The organism is Rathayibacter sp. PhB152 (assembly GCF_003751395.1).
Classification (GTDB): Bacteria; Actinomycetota; Actinomycetes; order Actinomycetales; family Microbacteriaceae; genus Rathayibacter; species Rathayibacter festucae.
In genome coordinates this window covers 121416-140997 of sequence record NZ_RJUT01000003.1, presented here as the reverse complement: position 1 = coordinate 140997, position 19582 = coordinate 121416, and the positions used below count along the sequence as shown (strand labels likewise).

Genomic DNA, 19582 nt, shown 5'->3' with positions numbered 1-19582 from the left:
GGGTCGGGTCTCGTCGTCACTTCTTGGCATGGCTGGACCACTCCCTTCCTTCTTGCTCGTGGGTGGGGAGCCCGGCCGCGGTGAGGATGCGGTCGAGCAGCAGCTGCGTCCTGGCGGCCTCGGCGCCCGAGGTGAGCGGCTCCTGGCGGTCGCGGACGCGGTCCAGGAAGTGGTGCACCGCTCCGGCGAAGCCGAAGGTCTCGGTGGCGGTGGCCCAGCCGAACGCCTCGGGCGACATCTCGCGGACCGTCGTCGTCCCGTCCCTGGTGAGCGAGACGCGGTCGGGAGCGACGATCGCCGCCGTGGTGTCGTCGCCGTAGGCGTCGAGCTTCTCGCTCCAGCCGCCCGCGGTGCGCGCGGCCATCAGGACCCCGGTGTGGCCGTTGTCGAAGCGGACGAGGGCGCTGACGCCGTCCTCCTGCCAGGGGTCGTCGCCGGCGGCGGAGGCCGTCACCTCGACGGGCTCTCCCCCGCAGTACCAGCGCAGCAGGTCGACCATGTGGATCGCGTTCTCGAAGGTCGCGCGGTACTCGGAGCCGGCCCGGTTCTTCTGCGCGACGCAGAACGTCGCGCCGGCCGCCGAGAACGCCTCGCGCCCCGCCGCGTACACGGGGGCGAAGCGGCGGTTGAAGCCGACCATCAGGATCCGAGCCCGGTCCTCGGCGAGGCGGGCGAGCGCCACGGCGTCGTCCGAGCTCGTGGCGAGGGGCTTCTCGCAGAAGACGTCGACGCCGGCCTCGAGTGCGAGCCGCGTCGCGCGGACGTGCTCGGAGCGGGGCGTGAGGATGAACACGGCGTCGAGGTCCTCGGCCTCGAGCATCGCCTCGACGGTGGGGTACGCGGCGCGGAACCCCCAGCGGCGCAGCAGGGCGCTCGGATCCGCCTGCCGCGTGACGAGGGCGCTGAGCTCGACGTCGTCGCGGGCGACGAGGGTCGGGAGCTGGGCGATGCTCGCGATGTTGCCCGCTCCCGCGACGCCAATCCGGAGCACGGCCCCGGTCGCAGGGCCGGTCACGGGGCCACCGCCGAGCCGGCGAGGATCTCGCGGACGGCCCGTGCGCCGTCCGCGAACCCGACGGCGGGTTCGGGGAGGTCCTGCGGGTGCCAGCGGTACTCGTACTCGAGGGTGAGGACGTCGTCGTAGCCGCGCCCGGCGAGCTCGCGCAGGATCTCGCGCCACGGCACCACACCGTCGCCGACGACGCGCGAGCTGACGGCTCGCTCCTCCGCCTTGACGCGGGCGGTGTCGCTGGCGCGGAAGCGGGCGTTCGGGTCCTTGAAGACGAGGTCCTTCACGTGCACGTGGCTGATGAGGTCGCCCTGGACGGCGAACGCCTCCTGCCAGCTCTCGTCGTGCGTGAAGGTCAGGTTCGCCTGGTCGTAGAGCACGCGCACGGCCGGGGATCCGATCTCGCGGACGAGGCGGGCCGTGTCCGCGGCGGTCTGGGTCATGGTGCCGAAGTGGTTCTCGACGGCGAGGACGACGCCCGCGTCGGCGGCGTGGCCGGCGAGGACGCCCAGGGCGGTCCGCAGCCTGCCCCAGTGCTCCGAGTGCTCCGTGTTCCCGGGCTGCCAGGAGCCGGCGTAGACGCGGACGCGGGTCGCCCCGACGGTCTGCGCGGCGTCGATGCAGCTGCGGAACTCGTCGAGGCCCGCGCGCCAGCTCGCGTCGTCGGTGCTGTTGATGGACGTCGTGTACGGGGTGAGGGCGACGATCGGCAGTCCCTCGCCGTCGGCGATCGACGCGGCCTCCTGCGCGGCGCGGGGGTCGGTCGGGTCGATCGCGGCCGAGTAGTCCTTCTGGTAGATGACCTCGGCGGCGTCGAGCCCTGCTGTCTTGAACAGCGCGAGCGCCTCGGGGAGGGTCTGCTCGGGGGTGCCGAGGGTGTGTCCGGCGATGATCATGAGGAGGCGTTCCTTTCTGAGGGGCGGATCCAGTCCGCCGGTCCGACCAGGTCCGGGGCGTCCTTCACCCGGGAGCGGTCGACGAGTTCGAGGTGCAGACCCCAGGGGGTCCGGAAGTAGGTCCAGCGGTTGCCGGCGACGGAGGGGCTGTCGCCGCCGACCTCCTTGCGGCCGCCGAGGATCCGCACTCCGTCGATGCGAGAGAGGTGCTCGACGGCGGCGTCGACGTCGTCGACGACGAGGCAGAGGTGGTGCGCGCCCCGGTCGCTGAGCCGGGGGTGCTCGGCACGCTGGTCGGTCGTCGTCCACTCGAAGAGCTCGATGTTGAGGTTCGGCGGCAGGCGCAGCATCGAGAGCTCGAGTGCGGCGTCCGCGGGGACGTCGAAGTGCAAGGGCATGAACTCGGCGTCCGGACCCCTGCGGGAGCGGTAGAGCTCCTCGGCGCCGAGCACCTCGACGAAGAAGGCGACGGCCTCGTCGAGGTCGGGGACGCCGAAGGCGGCGTGGTCGACGTGCTGGATTCCGGGGAGCAGACGTCCCGTCATCGGACCGCTCCGGTCGAGGCGCGGACGACGAGCTCCGGTTGCAGCACGACGTGGTCGATGTGCCCGTTCTTCGCGGCGCGCTCGGCGAGCGTGATGGCGAGCCGGCCCATCTCGGCGATGGGCTGCTGGACGGAGGTGAGGGGCGGGTTGCTGCGGGCGCCGAGCGGGAGGCCGTCGAAGCCGACCACGGAGACGTCGTGTGGCACGGAGATCCCGCGGCTGCCGAACTCGCTGATCAGACCGAACGCGACCATGTCGTTCGCCGCGATGACCGCCGTCGGTCGCGACGGCATCTCGGCGAGCCGCTGGGCGGCGCGCTGACCGGCCTCGGCGCCGATGCCCTCGTCGAGCTCGATCGCACCCGTCCCGTGCTGGACGGCGAGGGAGTGGTAGGCCCGGCGCCGGTCCTCCGCGGTGTGCGTGCCGACGAGGCCGGACGCGTAGGCGATCGAGGTGTGGCCGAGAGCGACGAGGTGCTCGAACGCGAGCGCGATGCCCTTCGCACTGTCGACCGTGACGGTCGAGATGCGGTGGTCGGTCTCGATCCGGTCGATGACGACGAGGCGGCTGCCGAAGCCGTACGGCTCGAACTCCTCCGGGTCCACGCGGGTGGAGGGGGCGATCACGCCGAACGGCGCGTACATCGACTGCATGGCGTGCAGGTAGCGGCCGGTGGCCGCGGCGTCGTTCTCGGTCACGCAGAGCACCAGCTGGTAGCCGCGCTCGACCGCGGCGGCGGTCATCGTCTTGGCGAGCTCGGCGAAGAACGGGTTGGTGATGTCCGGCACGATCAGCGGCACCAGGGTGCTGGTCTTGGTGCGCAGCGCCTGCGCGAGCGGGCTCATCGTGTAGCCCATCGACTCGGCGATCTGGAGGACGTGCTCGCGCGTCTCGCGCTTGACCGCCTCCGGCCGCGAGAACGCCCGCGAGACCGTCGACTTGTGCACTCCGGCCGCGGCGGCGACCTCCTCGATGCTCGGTGTGGTCATCGTTCTCCCCCTCGTGTCGCGGATGCGTAGGCGTCCCAGACGACCGTCATCGTCGCCTCCAGATCGCGGATGCCCGGCAGGTCCGGCCAGCCGTCCGCGAGTCCGTCCGCGACGGCGTCCACGAACGGCCCGTACAGCGGATCGCTGTCCACGTCGATCCTGCCGCTCTCGGTCGAGCCGTCGGTGGCGGTGAAGGACGCGCTGCCGTCGGACCAGACGGAGGCCGTGCCCTCCTCGCCGATGCGGAGGAAGGCGCAGTGCCGCTTCAGCGGGGAGGCGGGGAAGGCGTAGCCGACCTCGATCGCCGCGACGCGGCCGTCGGTCGTCGTGAGAGTGAGCGCTGCGAAGTCCTCGACGTCGCTGCGGTGCAGAGCGCGCGAGAGGGCCGCGGTGACGGCGACGGAGGACGCGCCGGACGAGCGGAGGAACAGGTCGATGAAGTGCGGGGCGAGGTTCACCAGGCAGCCGCCGCCGGCGCGGGCGGGGTCGACCATCCACGGGCTGCCGTTCACCAGATAGCGCTCCGGCGGGCCGGCGATGAACTGGGCCGTCTCGTAGAGTGCGCTGCCCGCGCGGTCGAGCCAGCGCTCGGTCGGGCCGCCGCGCTGCACCAGCGGGACCGCGATAGGCACGCCGGCCTGCTCGGCCGCCTCGCAGATCTCGGTCAGCTCGGCGATCGAGACTCCCGCCGGCTTCTCGACGACCAGCGGGATCCCCAGCGCGATCAGGGCGAGGCACGCCTCGCGCATCTCGTCGTGCGGCAGGAACACGTAGGCGAGGTCCGCGTCGGGGTGCGCGGAGAGGACGTCCCGCCACGAGGCGGACACCGGCGCCCCCCAGAGCTCGACGAGTCCGTCGACGGCGGCCGGGTCGCTCTCGCTGATCGCGATCACGTCGTGCCGCGCGGCGATGCGGTCCGCGTAGAGCGGCACGTGCCAGTGGGAGGGGGACAGGACGACGGTGCGCGCGCGGGTCATGAGTGCTCGCTTCCTACGGTCAGGAGCCGATCGGCGAGATCGGTTGCACGGAGTGCTTGACGATAACCGACCACCGGGCGGCCTCCCCGGGCGAAGTCGAGCGCCGCCCGCGCCTGGTCGAGGAAGAGGTCGGTCTCGGGAACGTGCCGGATCGACTCCGAGCCACCGCGGTCCCACTCGTGCAGCGCCCAGTTCGACCACAGCCGGCGGCCCTCTCGGGCGACGACGTCGATCTCGAGCGACCAGTCGTTCCGGTTGAGGCCGGAGGTGTGGTTCCACGGGTTCCAGTACGTCTCGAGCCGGAACAGCGGACCGTCGGCGAACGTCATGGTCGCGGCGGCGTAATCGGGGGCGGCGGTGCCGTGCAGCCCGCTGGCGGCGTAGGAGCTCTGGACGGCGACCTCGCCGAGGAAGAGCGAGGACACGTATTCGAGCGCGTGGATCCCGTTGACGACGGCGACCCCGCCCTCCTCCGGCGCGGTGCGCCAGGAGTCGAGGCTGAGCTTGCGCGCTGCGGAGCGCACACTGACGCTCACGACCTCCACCGTCGCCACCCACTCCGCGAGAGCCCGTGCGATCGGGTGGTGGTGCAGCGTGTAGCCGACCATCAGCGCGTCGTCGATGCTCTCGATTTCGCCGAGCACGGCGGCGTTGGCGGCGGAGGAGCCGATCGGCTTCTCCGTCAGCACCCGGAAGCCGCGCTGCAGCAGCGCGGCGACGACCTCGGGCTGCGCGCTCGTCGGCAGGGAGACGACGACCAGGTCGACGTCGTCCACGGCGAGGGAGTCGGCGGAGTCGAGGACCTCGGCGTCGACCTCGCGGGCGAGCTCGAGGGCGAGGGGGCTGGGGTCGATCAGGGCGACCAGATCGGCGCCGAGCTCGTGGAAGGCGTGCACGTGGCGGCTGCCCGCCCAGCCCGCTGCTCCGATCACCGCGACGCGGACCGGGGCGGTCATCCCTTCACCCCGCCGGAGGTGAGGCCGGCGATGAACCAGCGTTGGAAGGCGGCGAAGACGCCCAGGACCGGGAGGAAGGCGACGACGACGAACGCGGAGAACAGACCCCAGAAGTTGCCGAAGCCGGTCGTGACGTAGCGGACGATGCCGTTCTGCACGGTCTTCATGTCCTCCGTGGTGGCCAGGACGGTTCCGACGAGGAAGTCGTTCCAGACGAAGACGAAGATGAAGATCGCGATGGCGGCGATGCCGGGGCGGATCAGCGGCAGGACGATCCGGATCAGGATCTGCAGGCGCGAGCAGCCGTCGATCGCGGCGGCCTCCTCGATCTCGACCGGGATGTTCTCGATGAAGTTGCGGAGGAAGAGGATCGTCTGCCCGCAGATGATCGCCGTGTAGACGACGATCAGCATCGGGTAGGTGTTGATCAGCGAGGTCTGCACGAACATCGAGTAGAGGGCGATGAACACCACGATGGCCGGGACCATCGAGAGCACCAGGATCCCTGTCATCAGGGTCTCCATGCGGCGGCTGCGGAACCGGGTGGCGACGTACGCGGCCGGGATGCAGATGACGAGCGCCAGGACGATCGAGCCGCCGGCGTAGACGAGCGAGTTGATGAAGAAGCGGATGTTCGTCGACGTGAAGAGGCCGGCGTAGCCGCCGAAGGAGATCGGATCGGGGATCCAGGTCGGCGGGAAGACGATCGTGTCGGCCTCGACCTTGAGCGAGGTCGAGAGGATCCAAGCGATCGGGGGCAGGACGATCAGGGCGGTGATCAGGATGTAGATCCACCCGGGGATCGCCTTGAGCGCGTCGCCCTTCTTGCGGCGACGGAGCGTTGCGGTGGTCACAGGCTTTCCTTCCGGCGGAAGCGGATGGCGACGAGGGTGAGCACGACGTTGACGGCGAAGAGGAGGATCGCGGTCGCGGACGCCCCGGAGAGGTCGAACTCGTTGAACGTCTGGTTGTAGACCCGCATCGAGAGGGTCTCGGTCGCTCCGAGGGGGCCGCCGCGGGTGGTGACGAGGATGATCGTGACCATCTGCACGTAGAGCATCAGCAGGACGACGATGACCGAGACGATCGTGTTGCGCAGATACGGGAGCGTGACGTTGACGAACCCCTGCCAGACTCCGCCGCCGTCGACCTTCAGGCTCTCGCGCAGCTCCTCGGGGATCGTCTGCAGGGCTCCGAGAAAGAGGAGCATCGCCTGCGGGTAGGACCACCAGGCGGTGATCAGCGTGACGGCGACGAGCGCGCTCGTCGGCGACGAGAACACGTCGGTCGGCCCCATCCCGAGCGAGGTGGTGATGGCCGAGGCCGGACCGAAGTTGGGGTTGAGGAACCAGAGCCAGATCGTGCCCGCGGTGGCCTGCGACATCAGCCACGGCAGCAGGAACAGGGCCCGGACGGAGCGCTTGAACGTGTGCAGGTTGTTCAGCACGATCGCCGAGAGCAGCCCCGCGGGGAGGGCGATGACCAGCGCTCCGAGCGAGAAGACGAGGGTCGTGCCGATCTGCCCGAGCAGGCTCGGGTCCGAGAAGAGCTTCGTGAAGGAGGAGAACCCGGAGAACTCGCCGATGGCGTAGTAGTTCGTCTCGTGCAGGGCCGTCCACGCCGTGTAGAACAGCGGGCCGACGAAGACGAAGAGGAAGACGGCCGACACCGGGAGGACGTAGAGCCAGACCCGGCGGTCGCGACGCGGACGGTTCGGCGTCGCAGTCGGAGTGGGGGCGGAGGCCTCGGGAGCGAGGACGCGCGCAGCGCTGGTGGTTGACATGGTGATCCGCTTCCCCGGGGAGCCCGCGCGTGCGGGCCCCCCGGAAGGTAGGCCGAGCTACTGGTTGATCGCGTCCTGCGCGGAGGTGAGGAAGTCGCTGCCCGAGGTCTTGTTCAGGTAGAGCTTCTGGCCGGCCTGCGAGAGGCCGGAGGCGACGCCGATCCAGTCGTCGGAGTAGGCGTGCGGCTCGCTGTTGCTCTCGACGTAGTCGGCGACCGCGTTGACCGTCTCCGCCTCCGGGGTGGAGAAGTAGTCGGCGTCGTAGGTGGAGGAGCGGGTGGGCACCTCGCCACCGGTCGCCATCACGGCGCCGGCCTCGGCACCGGTCATGTACTCGATGAACTTCCAGGCGGCGTCGGCGTGGTCGGTACCCTTGCCGATGCCGAGCGTCCAGCCCAATGTGGCTCCGGAGGTGTCGCCGTCGGCGGGCGCGGGGAGGTTCGTCCACGTGATGTCGGGGTTCGCCGCGGTGAGGGTGATGACCCGCTCGCTGCCGAGGACCGCCATGGCGGTGGTGCCGTTGCTCAGGCCGTCGGTGACGGTCGAGTAGCTGTCCGAGACGACACTGCTGCCCAGTCCCCCGGAGTCGCGGAGGTCGGCGAGGAAGTCGCCGAACTCGTCCGCCTTCGTGCCGGCGAAGTCGGCGTCGCCGTCGCTGTTCCAGATGTCCTCACCGACCTGGCTCATGAAGCAGTCGAAGAAGGTGCTGATGATCGCCGAGTTGTCGGTGTCGGAGAATCCGGTGCCGAAGCCGGTGAAGCCGGCGGCCGCCGCCTTGCCCGCCACGTCGACGACCTCGTCGTAGGTCGTGGGGACGCTGGCGCCGATCTGGTCGAGGATCTTCTGGTTGTAGTAGAACGCGCAGGTGCGGTACTCGTAGGGCACGGCCACCTGCTTCCCGTCGGCGCCGGCGAGGTTGTCGACGGGGCGGAGCCAGTCGGTGATCTCGGAGGCGGCCTCGGGCAGCGGCTCGTAGGCGCCGGCGGCGGCCATCTGCGGCACGGTGGGCGTGAACATCTTGAAGACGTCGGGAGCCTGTCCGGCCGCGGCGGCCTGCGGGAGCCGGTTCAGCATGTCTCCGAGCGAGACGACGGACAGATCGACGGTGATGTCGGGGTTCGCGGCCTCGAAGTTCGCGATGTTCTCCTTGAGGGCGTTCGAGCGGGGGTTGTCCTGGCTCGGGTCGAGGAAGTCCCAGTAGGTGAGGGTCACGGGCCCGTCAGCCGCTCCGCTGTCGGGAGAACCGGCGCAGCCGGTGAGGATCAGGCTCACCGCCGCCAGGCCGGTCACGGCAAAGCTCCATCGCTTCTTGGTCATCATCTCTCCAATGAGATCGGTTGCTGAGATCGGTTGCTGCGATCGATTGCAAGTTAGACCACGAGGAGATCGGCTGTCAACGACTCCTCGAGAACCTCCTTCGAGAAGGTCTCCGGATCGTCAGGAGGCGGAGGCGGACTCCGCGAGGACGACCGCGACGCCGGCGGACTCGGCCGCCAGGACGACGTCCGCGGCGAGGTCGTCGTCGGTGATCACCGCGTCGAGGTCCGCGAGCACGGCCACCACGTGCGCCTCGACGGCGCCGAACTTGCTGGCGTCGACCAGGAGATAGCTCCGCTTCGCGCGGGCGAGGACGGACCGCTTCACTGCGGCGTAGCTCAGCGCGCCGGTCGTGGCTCCGGTGCCGAGATCCCAGGCGCTGGCGCTGAGGAACACCGCGTCGAAGACGAAGTTCTGCAGCACGGCGGGCAGCAGCTCGCCGACGGCCGAGAGCGTCGCGCCGTCCACGCGCCCCGCCGCGATGACGACGGACAGCGCGGGGGCGGCCTCGACCAGGGCGATCGCCGTGGCGAGGTCGCTGGTCACCACGGTGACGTCGTCGACCTCGGCGAGCGACGCGACCATCGCGGCGCAGGTCGTGCCGGCGTCGAGGTAGACGACGTCACCGGAGGAGATGAAGGATGCGGCGGCTCGGGCGATCGACCGCTTGGCCTCGGTGCGCACGCCGGTCCGCTCCCGCCGATCACTCGGCGGCACCCGGCCGCTGGTCGCCGTGGCCCCGCCGTGCGCGAGCTGCACCTCGCCGAGATCGCTCAGCTCGACCAGATCCCGACGCACGGTGACGAGGGAGACGCCGAGCTCGGCCGCGAGCTCGATCGAGCGGACCGCGCCGTCCTCGGCGAGCCGGGCCCGGATGAGATCCCGCCGCTGCGGCGCCAGGAGAGGAGCTGACTTTTTCATTCCTGTCGCTTTCTGTCGATCTGTGTCGTAGTTTAGGAGCCATGAGCGGCAAACTGAGAACCCTGAATCACATCATCGACGATGGGACGATCGTCATCGTCCGCCTGGACGACGCCGACGAGGCCTATCGCGCCGCCGCCGCGGCCATCGAGGGCGGCATCCGCGCCATCGAGATCACCCTCTCCACCCCGGGCGCGCTCCGCGTCATCGAGCTGCTCGTCGAGAGCCACGGCTCGCGCGCCTCGATCGGCGCCGGCACCGTGCTCGACGCCCCGAGCGCCTACGCCTCGATCTCGGCCGGCGCATCCTTCCTCGTCAGCCCGCACCTGAGCCGCGAGATGATCCGCACCGCGAACCGGTACCAGGTCCCCACGATCAGCGGCGCGTACTCCCCCACCGAGATCGTCGAGTCGATCGAGGAGGGTGCCGACATCGTGAAGCTCTTCCCCGCCGAGATCGGCCCCGAGTACGCGAAGGCCGTCCTCGCTCCGCTCGCGCACGTGTCGCTCATGCCCGCGGGTGGTGTCAGCGCCGCGAACGTGAAGACCTGGTTCGACGCCGGCGTGTGCGCCGTCGGAGCGGGCAGCGCCATCACGAAGGCCGCCCGCCCGGACGGAGACTACTCCCGGGTCACGACGGCCGCGCGCGATTTCCTCGCCGCCGTCCGCGACGCACGGGCCTGACCCGTGTTCGCGCTCGTCGTCGTCGGCTCCGCCGGATCCGGCAAGTCGACCGTCGCCCGTGAGATCGCCCGGCAGTGCCGAGCGGTCTACCTGGACAAGGACGCCCTCGCGAGCCCGCTCGTCGAGGTCGCCCTCTCGACCGGCGGCCACGGAGCCGACGAGCGCGAGGGCAACAGCTTCTACCGGGACGAGGTGATGCCGGCGGAGTACGCCGGCCTGTTCGCCGTCGCCGCGGACAACCTCCGGCTGGGACTCTCCGTCGTGATCGACGCTCCCTTCGCCGCGTACCTCGGGAGCCCGGACTACCTCGGGCTGCAGACCCGAGCCGCGAGGTGGCCCGAGGTGTCCCCGACGGTCCTGCGGGTCGCCGCCGGCGAGGACGAGACCCGGCGGCGCCTCGAGCGCCGAGGACTCGACCGAGACCTCGCGAAGCTCGCCGACTGGCCCGCCTTCTGGAGTACCTGGGGCCGCTCCCCCGTTCTGTGGACAGGCGTCGAACTGATCGACATCGACAACAGCGGCGAGCCCGACCTCGATGCCGTCCTCGAGCAGCTCGCCTCTAGGGATCGTTAGGCGGAGGGTTTCGTGGCCTCTGAACCACGATTCGCACGCCGGCGTTCCTCAACAGAGCACCACTGCCGGAACGGCTATCCATAAGAAGGTGAGCGATTTCTGCTCGTACGGGGATGACATCCGTTCACGTTTCCGGACCGTCGCGGCTGATCCCGAGCCCTGCGTCGAGCCGTGACGCTTCCCAGCTGCGCCAGAGCGCTTCAATGCGCCGCACGGCTTCATCGATGATCCACCAGTCGGCGCGCCAGCGTCCGGTGCCCTGGCCGTTGGCGGAGACGCGGCGGCGGTAGGCGTAGCGCCAGTACTTCCGCAGCCACTCGTCCGCGGACCCGTAGACGAAGGTCGGGGCGGAGTCCTCTTCGAACGAGCGCTGCACGGCCGCTTCGACGCGGGCCTGCATCAGCTCGACCCGATCGGCCGCGGTGTCGCGGTCCCCTTCGCCGGCGGCCGGGAGACCGGCAGCTTCCTGCACGTCTCCGCCCGCGAGCGGATCGTCGTCAGTCACGCTGTGCCTCCGCACGCTTCGCGTCCTCGTTCTCCATCAGAGTCCGTCGCGCACATCGTCGATGACGGAGGACAGAGGGTTCCACCACCACTTCGCGTCCTCGGGGGCGACGCGCTGCGGGTCGAACACCCGCCCAGGTCCGTCCTCCACGCGGACGTCGCGGGTCGAGCACGACGCACTCGCTCGAGGTCGTGACGACCGCGACCCACCCCCGCACCGCACCGCCACCCGCTCCCTGAGAAATCAACGAGCAGACGCAGATCCATCACGCACCTAGCGTCGAGGGCGACCCTCCCCGACCCGACCCCGGAGCGCCATGACCCCCCTCGCCCCCGCCGCACTCGCCTGCGGCACCGCCCCCGCACCCGCCCGCCCGGAAGCGGAGGCGTCCGCATGAGGGTCACCGACACCAGCGACCTGTGGTGGCGCGCCGCCGTCTACTACAACCTCGACGTGAAGACCTTCATGGACTGGGACGACGACGGCGTCGGCGACCTCGAAGGTCTCGCGCACCGGATCGACTACCTCGCCGAGCTCGGCGTCGGCTGCCTCTGGCTCGCGCCGTTCTACTCCTCGCCCGGCAAGGACAACGGCTACGACATCAGCGACTTCTACGGCGTCGACGAGCGCTACGGCCACCACGGCGACCTCGTCGAGGTGATCCGCACTGCGCACGACCGCGGGATGCGCGTCATCGTCGACCTCGTCGTCAACCACACCAGCGACCAGCACCCGTGGTTCCAGGCGGCGCGCTCCTCCCCCGACAGCCCCTACCGCGACTACTACGTCTGGCGCGACGAGCCGCCGGCCGACCAGCCGGCCAACGTCTTCCCGGACGTCGAGGACGGCGTCTGGTTCCTCGACGAGGAGGCCGGGCAGTACTACCTGCACAACTTCTACCGGCACCAGCCCGACCTCAACACCGACAACCCCGCGGTGCGCGACGAGATCGCGAAGCTCGTCGGCTTCTGGCTGCAGCTCGGGGTCGACGGCTTCCGCGTCGACGCGGTGCCCTACCTGATCGAGCCGGGCGCCCGAGACGAGCACGAGTGGCTGCGCCTGCTGCGCCGCTTCATCAGCCGCCGCTCGGGCGAGGCGATGCTCCTCGGCGAGGTGAACACGACCCGCGACGAGCAGCTCGCCTTCTTCGGCGGCGAGGACGCCGACGAGCTGTCGATGCAGTTCGACTTCATCGGCAATCAGCGCCTCTACCTGGCGCTCGCACGGGAGGACGCGGCGCCGCTCGTCGAGGCGATCGCGAGCCGGCCGCCGATCTCGGTCGGCAGCCAGTGGGCGAACTTCGTCCGCAACCACGACGAGCTGACCCTCTCGCAGCTCACCGACGACGAGCGCGACGAGGTCTTCGCCGCGTTCGCCCCGGAGGAGTCGCAGCGGATCCACGGCCGCGGCATCGTGCGCCGCCTCCCGCCGATGCTCGACGGCGACCCGCGCCGCATCCGGATGGTCTACAGCCTGCTGTTCTCGCTGCCCGGCGCGCCCGTCCTCTACTACGGCGAGGAGATCGGGATGGGCGAGAACGCCGACATCCCCGGCCGCAGCGGCGTGCGCACGCCGATGCAGTGGACCTCCGCGGCGAACGGCGGCTTCTCGCGCGCCGACGCCGACGATCTGATCGCGGCCCCGCCCGTCGGCGGCTTCGGCCCGGAGCACGTCAACGCCGCCGCCCAGCTCCGCGACCCCGGCTCGCTGCTCGCGCACATCAAGGGCCTCGCCTGGCTCTACCGCCGCTCGCCCGAGATCGGCTGGGGCGAGTACACCCACCTCCCGGCCGACCAGTCCTGCGTCTTCGCGCACCGGATGTCCGCGTCGACCGGCACGACCGTCGCCGTGCACAGCTTCGCCTCGAGCCCGCGCACCGTGACGATCACGCTGCCCGACTCGGAGCCGGGCTCGCGCCTGGTCGACTCCCTCGGCGGCGAGTCGCAGCCGATCCGCAACGACGGCACGGTCACGGTCGGCGTCGACGGCTACGGCGCCCGCTGGTTCCGCGTGGTGACGGCGGAGTCGCGCCGCCTGGTCTGATCCGGGAGCGCGACTGGTCCGATCCGGGAGCGCCGACAGGTCCGATCCGGGAGCAGCGGCAGGAGAGGTCAAGCCCCTTCTGAGCGCCGAAGTGCCCTGCCTACCGTCGAAGGGCGGGCGACGAGGTCCGCACCGACTGCTCCCGGAAAGGTACGACCGCATGTTCTTCCACCGTCAAGAGCTCCAGTTCACGTCCTCCCCCTCCAAGCCCGACGCCGTCTTCGCCCGCCGGTTCCAGGAGGTGCTCGGCGGCCAGTACGGCGAGATCACCGTCGCCATGCAGTACGGCTTCCAGGCCTGGAACGCCCACGAGCCCGGCAAGTACCGCGACCTGCTCTTCGGCATCGGCGCCGAGGAGTTCGGCCACGTCGAGATGATCGCGATCATGATCGCCCAGCTGCTCGAGAAGGCTCCCGTCGAGCAGTCCGAGGACGCCATCAAGAAGGACCCGGTTCTCGGCGCGGTCATCGGCGGCACCGACGTCCAGGCCGCGATCGTCGCCGGCGCGGGCGTCCGCCCCGTCGACAGCAACGGCAACCCCTGGCAGGGCTCGTACATCACGGCGAGCGGCAACCTGCTGGCCGACTTCACCGCCAACGCGAACGCCGAGATGCAGGGCCGCCTGCAGGTCGCGCGGCTGTACCACATGACCGACGACCACGGCGTGCGGGACCTGCTCTCGTTCCTCCTGGCCCGCGACACGATGCACCAGAACCAGTGGATCGCCGCCGCCGCCGAGCTGCGCGCGGAGGGCGCGGAGGACCTGCCGGTGCCCTCGAACTTCCCGCTCTCGAAGGAGGAGCGCTCGGTGTCGTACGAGTACATCAACTTCTCGGACGGCGCCGCGGCCGCCGAGGGCAGCTGGGCGTCCGGACCCACCCCCGACGGCAAGGGCGAGTTCAGCTACCGCACGGCGAGCCCGAACGACGGCGTGCCGATGCCGCCGCCCACCCAGCCGGACGAGCGCTTCTACGGCACCACGCCGAAGCCGAACATCGTCGAGAAGGCCGTCGGCGCGGTCAAGGACGCGGTGACGGGCAAGTAGTGGTCGAGGCCGTGGACGCCGGGGGGCGAAACGATTCGCGTCGTTTCGCCTCCCGGCCCTGGTCCGACGAGTGGGGATGCACCTAGGCTGACTGCGAATCGTTTCGCCTCACGACCCCGAGGAGTGGCATGGACGCCGCCGTCACCGCCGCCGACCCCCGCACCGCCGCCCCGCCGGCGCACCGCACCCTCGCGAGCGGTCGCCGCATCCCCTCGATCGGCGCCGGCACCTTCGGCTCCGACCGCTACGACGCCGAGACGGTCGGCCTCGCCGTCGAGCACTCGCTCCGGGCAGGCTTCCGCCTGCTCGACTGCGCCACCGTGTACGGCAACGAGCCGCGCGTCGGCCGCGCGATCGCCGACTCCGGCGTGCCGCGCGAGGAGCTCTTCGTGATGTCGAAGATCTGGAACGACGCGCACGAGCCCGACGCCGCGGTCGCCTCGGTCGAGCGCTCGCTCGCCGACCTCGGCCTCGACGTGCTCGACGCCGTCTTCGTGCACTGGCCCTTCCCCAACCACCACCCGCCGCACGCCGAGACCGACGCCCGCGACCCGGAGGCGCGCCCCTACGAGCACGCCGCGTTCCTGCGCACCTGGGCGGCGCTCGAGTCGCTCGTCGACCGCGGTCTGGTCCGGCACCTCGGCACCTCGAACGTCACGATCGCGAAGCTCGAGCGGATCCTCGCCGACGTGCGCATCGCCCCGGCGCTCAACGAGATGGAGCTGCACCCCTGCTTCCAGCAGCCGGAGCTGTTCCGCTACTGCCTCGACCACGGCGTCCAGCCGATCGGCTACTCACCGCTCGGCTCGCCGTCCCGCCCCGAGCGCGACCGCGTCGACGGCGACCTCGTCGACATCGAGCACCCCGCCGTGCAGGCCATCGCCCGCGAGCGCGGCGTGCACCCGGTCGTCGTCTGCCTCGCCTGGGCCGTCAACCGCGGGCAGATCCCGATCCCGTTCGCGGTGAAGCCCGAGCAGATCGAGGCCAACCTCGCCGCCGCCTCCCTCGCCCTCACCGCCGCCGAGCAGGAGTCGCTGCGCGGCGCCGAGCGCAACAACCGGCTGATCAAGGGCCAGGTCTTCCTCTGGCCGGGCAGCACCGACTGGCTCGACCTCTGGGACGCCGACGGCACGATCCCGGGCTGGGACGGCTACGGCTCGCCCGCGCTCTGACGTGTCGACGTACAAGGACCTGCAGCGGCTGACCGGGCTGTCGCTCTCGACGATCTCGAAGCACTACAACGGCCTGCCGGTGCGCCCCGAGAACGCCGTCGCGATCGAGGCCGCGGCCGAGCGGCTCGGCTTCCGCGTCAACGGCTTCGCGCGCGGGCTGCGCTCGCGGCGCTCCCGCACGGTGGGCGTGCTGCTGCCTGCGCTCGACAACGAGTTCCACCTGTCGATCATCGCCGGGCTCGAGCGGGCCCTGCGCGGCGACGGCATCGGCGTGCTGATCGGCGTCAGCCTGCCCGAGCCGGGCGCCGCCGTCGGGCTGCTGCTCGAGAAGATGGTCGACGGGATCGTCGCCGTCCCGACCCGGGGCGACGTCGACGCGCTCCGCAGCGCCTCCGAGCAGGGCACTCCTGTCGTGACGGTGGACTGGGTCGACGACGAGCTCGAGACCGATCGCGTGGTGCTCGACAACCGCGCGGCCGGCGCCTCCGCCGCCCGGCACCTCGCCGATCACGGCCACCGCGCGATCGCGGTGCTCGGCGGCGATCCGGACGTCTCGACCACCCGGGAGCGCACCGCGGGCGTCCTCGACGAGCTCGCCTCCCGCGGCCTCGGGCCGGCCGAGGTCGAGCTCGGCCCGCTGAGCGTCGAGAGCGGCATCGCCTCGATGGAGCGGATCCTCGCCCGCCGCGACCGGCCGACCGCCGTCTTCGCGAGCAACCGCGAGCTGACCGTCGGCGCGCTGACCGCGCTCGGCGACTCCGGCCTGCGCCTGCCCGCCGACCTCTCGATCGTCGGCTTCGACACCGTCGAGCTCGCGCGGGTCGTGCGACCGCGGCTGACCATCGTCGAGCAGCCGACCGACGCCATCGCCGCCGAGGCCGCCGCGCTGATCGAGCGCCGGCTCGACGGCAGCCTTGAGCCGTTCGAGACGCGCACCCTTCCCGGCCGGCTGATCGCCGGCGCCTCCGTCGCCCACGTCCACCACTGACATCCACCCCCCTCACCGAGGAGCACCATGCTGACCACGACCCTCCTGCACCCCGAGATCCTGCACGCGCTCGCCCGCGCCGGCCACGGCTCCCGCATCCTGATCGCCGACGGCAACTACCCGGTCGGCACCACGCTCGGGAGGAACTCCGCGCTCGTGCACCTCAATCTGCGCCCGGACATGCTCACCGTCGACGAGATCCTCGAGGCGCTGCTGACCGCGATCGTCGTCGAGGAGGCGACCGTGATGACGCCCGCGCCCGGCCTCGACGTGCCCGCGCAGGACGCCTTCCGCGCCACCCTCGACGGCGTCCCCTTCACCTCCGTCGAGCGCCACGCCTTCTACGCCGAGGCCCGCACCGACGACGTCGCCCTCACCATCGCCAGCGGCGACCGCCGCATCTACGCGAACCTCATCCTGACGATCGGCGTCCGCCCGGCCGGCGCCTGACCGCCCGGCCGCCCGCCCGCCTTCCCCGCCCACCCTCCAGAAGTTGCGGTACTCGCCGCCGACTACCGCAACTTCCGAGGAGTGGATCCGTCCCGCCCGCGAGCGCCCCTCCCCACCCTCCAGAAGTTGCGGTAGTCGAGCGCGACTACCGCAACTTTTGCGGGGTCGAGCGGGCCGGAGGACGGACAGTCGCCCGGCCTCCAAAAGTTGTCGTAGTCGGCCTACGCATACGACAACTTCTGGACAGCGGACGCACCCTGCCCGACGCGCGCCCGCCCACCCTCCAGAAGTTGCGGTCGTCAGACGCGACTACCGCAACTTTTGAGGAGTGAAGGTGGGTGCGGACGCGGCCGCCAGCCTGAGAGGGCGCGAGGCGTTCTCCGAGCGGACGTCCGTACTCTGAGCACCGTGGATCTGGACACCCTCCTCAACATCGGCCTCGTCGTGCTGTTCGTGCTCATCGGAGGGGTGTTCGCGGGCACCGAGATGGCGATCGTCAGCCTCCGCGAGAGCCAGGTGCGCGCGATCGAGGCGGGCAGCGAGCGCGGCCGGCGCATCGCCGAGCTGGTGCGGAACCCGAACACCTTCCTCTCGGCGGTGCAGATCGGCGTGACGCTCGCCGGCTTCTTCTCCTCGGCGTACGGCGCCTCGACGATCGCGCCGGACCTCGTGCCGCCGCTCGAGTCGCTCGGTCTCTCGAACGGCGCGGCCTCGACGGTCGCGCTGATCCTGATGACCCTCGTCATCGCCTATCTCTCGCTCGTGCTCGGCGAGCTGGTGCCCAAGCGCCTCGCCATGCAGAAGTCGGTCGCCTTCACCAAGGTGCTCGCCCCGCCGCTCAACACTCTCGCCCGCCTGATGCGCCCGATCATCTGGCTGCTGTCGGTCTCCACCGACGCGGTGGTCCGCCTGCTGGGCGCCGACCCGCGCGAGAAGGGCGAGAGCGTCTCGGCGGACGAGGTGCGCGACATGATCTCGAGCAACACCGAGATCGCCGAGGACAGCCGGCAGCTGCTCGCCGACGTCTTCCGCGCCGACGACCGGCGGGTCGCCGAGGTGATGCGCCCGCGGCCGGACGTCGACTTCCTCCGCGGCGACCTGCCCGTCGCCGAGGGCTACGCGGAGGTGCTCGGCCGGCCGCACTCGCGCTACCCGGTCGTCGGCGAGAACCGCGACGACGTCCTGGGCTTCGTGCACGTGCGCGACCTGATGGCCGCGTTCCCGGAGGCGGGCCGCGACGGCACCGCGAGCAGCGTCGCCGACATCACCCGCCCGATCCTGGCGGTCCCCGGCACGACGAAGGTGCTCGCGGCCCTGCGCACCATGCGGCAGGACGGCCACCAGATCGCGGTCGTCACCGACGAGTACGGCGGAACCGACGGCATCATCACCCTCGAGGACCTGCTCGAGGAGCTCGTCGGCGAGATCTACGACGAGTACGACGGCGCGCGCCAGGACGTCGATGCGAAGGCGGCCGAGCAGCTGCAGGACCTCGACGGCGGCATGATCCTCGAGGACCTGGAGGAGCTGCTCGGCATCGAGCTGCCCGAGGGGCCCTACGAGACGGTCGGCGGCTACGTGCTCGACCGCATCGGCCGGGTCGCCGTCGTGGGCGACACTCTCGTCGTCGGCGACCACGTGCTCCGGGTCGCCGAGACCGACCGCTACCGGATCTCGCGGGTCACCCTGACGCCGCAGCCCGCGTCGGAGCCGGCCGCGCCGGTCGACGGCGACTGACCGCGGGTCCGAGAGTCCGGCCCCGATCCGTCGCCGCCCCGCCCCGAAGCGACCCCGGGCCTCGTCAGGGCAGCGGCGCCTCGACCCAGCGCGGCGCCGGCAGCCCGGTCGCGCCCGGCCGCGCGAGCCACAGCCCGCCCGCGAGCGGGTACCGCGCCCGCTCCTCCGCCGACAGGTCGCGCGAGGCCGACGACACGACGGCGACGTCGAGCGCCTCCCCCGCGAAGGCGATGCTGGAGGAGTGCGGCGCGTCGATCGCGATGCCCTCGCCCTCGAGTCGGCGACCGTCGGAGTCGTAGACGCGCACGCCGCTCCCGCCCCAGACCGAGCACCACAGCCGGCCCTCGGAGTCGACGGTCATGCCGTCGAGGATGACGCCCTCCTCCGGCTCGAGGAAGGTCTCGCGCGGGCCGTTCACCCCGTCGAGGTACGGGCGCCGGTAGACGACGCCGGACTCGGTGTCGACCGAGTACATCACCGCGCCGTCGGGCGACCAGCCGAGGCCGTTCGAGAGCCGCAGGTCGTGGTCGAGGACGGTGACCGCTCCGTCGTGCTCGAGGCGCAGCAGCACGTCGTCGCCGACGGACTCGCCCAGCGTCAGCGAGCCGACGACGAGCCGGCCCTGCGGGTCGATGGAGCCGTCGTTGAAGCGGTGCCCCTCGGGCAGCAGCTCGGAGCCGCGGGTCAGCGAGCCGTCGACCTCCAGGATCGCGAGGCGGCGGGTGAGCGCGACGAGCACGCGCCCGTCGCCGAGCGGCAGCGCGCAGCCGACCTGCTCGCCGACGTCCGTGCGGCTGATCGCCCCGAGCCCGTCCGCGGTGAGCGGCGCCGACAGCACCGCGCCCGCCTCGATGTCCACCCAGGTGAGCCGGCCGGTCTCCCCGTCCCAGACAGGCCCCTCGCTCAGGACGTAGGCGGGTGTTCCGGCGGGTGTCGCATCGATCATCCCCCCACGCTACCCACCCCCTCGGCGCCCCGCCCGTCCCCCTCCGC

General features: G+C 71.2%; 20 protein-coding genes. 8 read left to right on the top strand and 12 right to left on the bottom strand.

Features of this window, described 5'->3' with window-relative positions; translation table 11 throughout:
• Window positions 1-16: 16 nt before the first annotated feature.
• The 10 genes from EDF36_RS07595 to EDF36_RS07550 form a co-directional block, all read right to left on the bottom strand.
• A complete protein-coding gene (locus EDF36_RS07595; RefSeq protein ID WP_221181620.1) occupies window positions 17-1015 on the bottom strand; it encodes a Gfo/Idh/MocA family protein in 999 nt (332 codons plus the stop codon).
• Window positions 1012-1905 (bottom strand): sugar phosphate isomerase/epimerase, encoded by an 894-nt coding sequence (locus EDF36_RS07590; RefSeq protein WP_123732541.1) that lies wholly within the window; start codon window positions 1903-1905, stop codon window positions 1012-1014. Before EDF36_RS07590 ends, EDF36_RS07595 begins: the two co-directional genes overlap by 4 nt.
• Window positions 1902-2450, bottom strand: coding sequence for a VOC family protein (locus EDF36_RS07585; RefSeq protein ID WP_123732540.1), 549 nt, complete (start codon window positions 2448-2450; stop codon window positions 1902-1904). Before EDF36_RS07585 ends, EDF36_RS07590 begins: the two co-directional genes overlap by 4 nt.
• Window positions 2447-3439, bottom strand: coding sequence for a LacI family DNA-binding transcriptional regulator (locus EDF36_RS07580; RefSeq protein WP_123732539.1), 993 nt, complete (start codon window positions 3437-3439; stop codon window positions 2447-2449). Before EDF36_RS07580 ends, EDF36_RS07585 begins: the two co-directional genes overlap by 4 nt.
• A complete protein-coding gene (locus EDF36_RS07575) occupies window positions 3436-4416 on the bottom strand; it encodes a Gfo/Idh/MocA family protein (RefSeq protein WP_123732538.1) in 981 nt (326 codons plus the stop codon). Before EDF36_RS07575 ends, EDF36_RS07580 begins: the two co-directional genes overlap by 4 nt.
• Window positions 4413-5372, bottom strand: a complete 960-nt coding sequence (locus tag EDF36_RS07570) for a Gfo/Idh/MocA family protein (RefSeq protein ID WP_123732537.1) — start codon at window positions 5370-5372, stop codon at window positions 4413-4415. Before EDF36_RS07570 ends, EDF36_RS07575 begins: the two co-directional genes overlap by 4 nt.
• Entirely contained in the window at window positions 5369-6226 is an 858-nt protein-coding gene (locus tag EDF36_RS07565; protein WP_123732536.1) for a carbohydrate ABC transporter permease, read from the bottom strand. Before EDF36_RS07565 ends, EDF36_RS07570 begins: the two co-directional genes overlap by 4 nt.
• The gene (locus EDF36_RS07560) at window positions 6223-7155 is read right to left on the bottom strand and encodes a carbohydrate ABC transporter permease (protein WP_123732535.1); all 933 of its coding nucleotides are present in this window, start codon (window positions 7153-7155) and stop codon (window positions 6223-6225) included. Before EDF36_RS07560 ends, EDF36_RS07565 begins: the two co-directional genes overlap by 4 nt.
• 57 nt (window positions 7156-7212) lie before the next feature.
• On the bottom strand, window positions 7213-8472 hold the full coding sequence (locus EDF36_RS07555) for an ABC transporter substrate-binding protein (RefSeq protein WP_123732858.1): 1260 nt from the start codon (window positions 8470-8472) through the stop codon (window positions 7213-7215).
• Window positions 8473-8592: 120 nt separating this feature from the next.
• The gene (locus EDF36_RS07550) at window positions 8593-9393 is read right to left on the bottom strand and encodes a DeoR/GlpR family DNA-binding transcription regulator (protein ID WP_123732534.1); all 801 of its coding nucleotides are present in this window, start codon (window positions 9391-9393) and stop codon (window positions 8593-8595) included.
• A gap of 41 nt (window positions 9394-9434) precedes the next feature.
• On the opposite strand from EDF36_RS07550, the gene EDF36_RS07545 reads away from it, so the two are divergent.
• Both EDF36_RS07545 and EDF36_RS07540 read left to right on the top strand, forming a co-directional pair.
• The gene (locus tag EDF36_RS07545) at window positions 9435-10076 is read left to right on the top strand and encodes a bifunctional 4-hydroxy-2-oxoglutarate aldolase/2-dehydro-3-deoxy-phosphogluconate aldolase (protein ID WP_123732533.1); all 642 of its coding nucleotides are present in this window, start codon (window positions 9435-9437) and stop codon (window positions 10074-10076) included.
• 3 nt (window positions 10077-10079) lie between these two features.
• Window positions 10080-10649: an AAA family ATPase gene (locus tag EDF36_RS07540; RefSeq protein WP_123732532.1), complete on the top strand. Its 570-nt coding sequence runs from the start codon at window positions 10080-10082 to the stop codon at window positions 10647-10649.
• A 124-nt stretch (window positions 10650-10773) separates the two neighbouring features.
• Here the strand turns inward: EDF36_RS07540 and EDF36_RS07535 are convergent, their stop codons facing one another.
• Window positions 10774-11154 carry a DUF4913 domain-containing protein gene (locus EDF36_RS07535; RefSeq protein WP_123732531.1) on the bottom strand — a complete coding sequence of 127 codons (381 nt, stop codon included), beginning with the start codon at window positions 11152-11154 and terminating at the stop codon, window positions 10774-10776.
• Between the two features lie 393 nt (window positions 11155-11547).
• Between EDF36_RS07535 and EDF36_RS07530 the strand changes: the two genes are divergently transcribed.
• From EDF36_RS07530 to EDF36_RS07505, 6 genes are all read left to right on the top strand, one after another.
• On the top strand, window positions 11548-13197 hold the full coding sequence (locus tag EDF36_RS07530) for an alpha-amylase family protein (RefSeq protein WP_123732530.1): 1650 nt from the start codon (window positions 11548-11550) through the stop codon (window positions 13195-13197).
• A 160-nt stretch (window positions 13198-13357) separates the two neighbouring features.
• On the top strand, window positions 13358-14242 hold the full coding sequence (locus tag EDF36_RS07525) for a manganese catalase family protein (protein WP_123732529.1): 885 nt from the start codon (window positions 13358-13360) through the stop codon (window positions 14240-14242).
• 128 nt (window positions 14243-14370) lie between these two features.
• Window positions 14371-15414 (top strand): aldo/keto reductase, encoded by a 1044-nt coding sequence (locus tag EDF36_RS07520; protein WP_123732528.1) that lies wholly within the window; start codon window positions 14371-14373, stop codon window positions 15412-15414.
• A gap of 1 nt (window position 15415) precedes the next feature.
• The gene (locus tag EDF36_RS07515; RefSeq protein ID WP_123732527.1) at window positions 15416-16402 is read left to right on the top strand and encodes a LacI family DNA-binding transcriptional regulator; all 987 of its coding nucleotides are present in this window, start codon (window positions 15416-15418) and stop codon (window positions 16400-16402) included.
• Between the two features lie 27 nt (window positions 16403-16429).
• Entirely contained in the window at window positions 16430-16852 is a 423-nt protein-coding gene (locus EDF36_RS07510; protein WP_123732526.1) for an RbsD/FucU family protein, read from the top strand.
• A 408-nt stretch (window positions 16853-17260) separates the two neighbouring features.
• A complete protein-coding gene (locus EDF36_RS07505) occupies window positions 17261-18589 on the top strand; it encodes a hemolysin family protein (RefSeq protein WP_123732525.1) in 1329 nt (442 codons plus the stop codon).
• Window positions 18590-18653: 64 nt separating this feature from the next.
• On the opposite strand, the gene EDF36_RS07500 is transcribed toward EDF36_RS07505, so the two are convergent.
• Window positions 18654-19535, bottom strand: a complete 882-nt coding sequence (locus EDF36_RS07500; RefSeq protein WP_123732524.1) for an SMP-30/gluconolactonase/LRE family protein — start codon at window positions 19533-19535, stop codon at window positions 18654-18656.
• Between the last annotated feature and the right edge of the window lie 47 nt (window positions 19536-19582).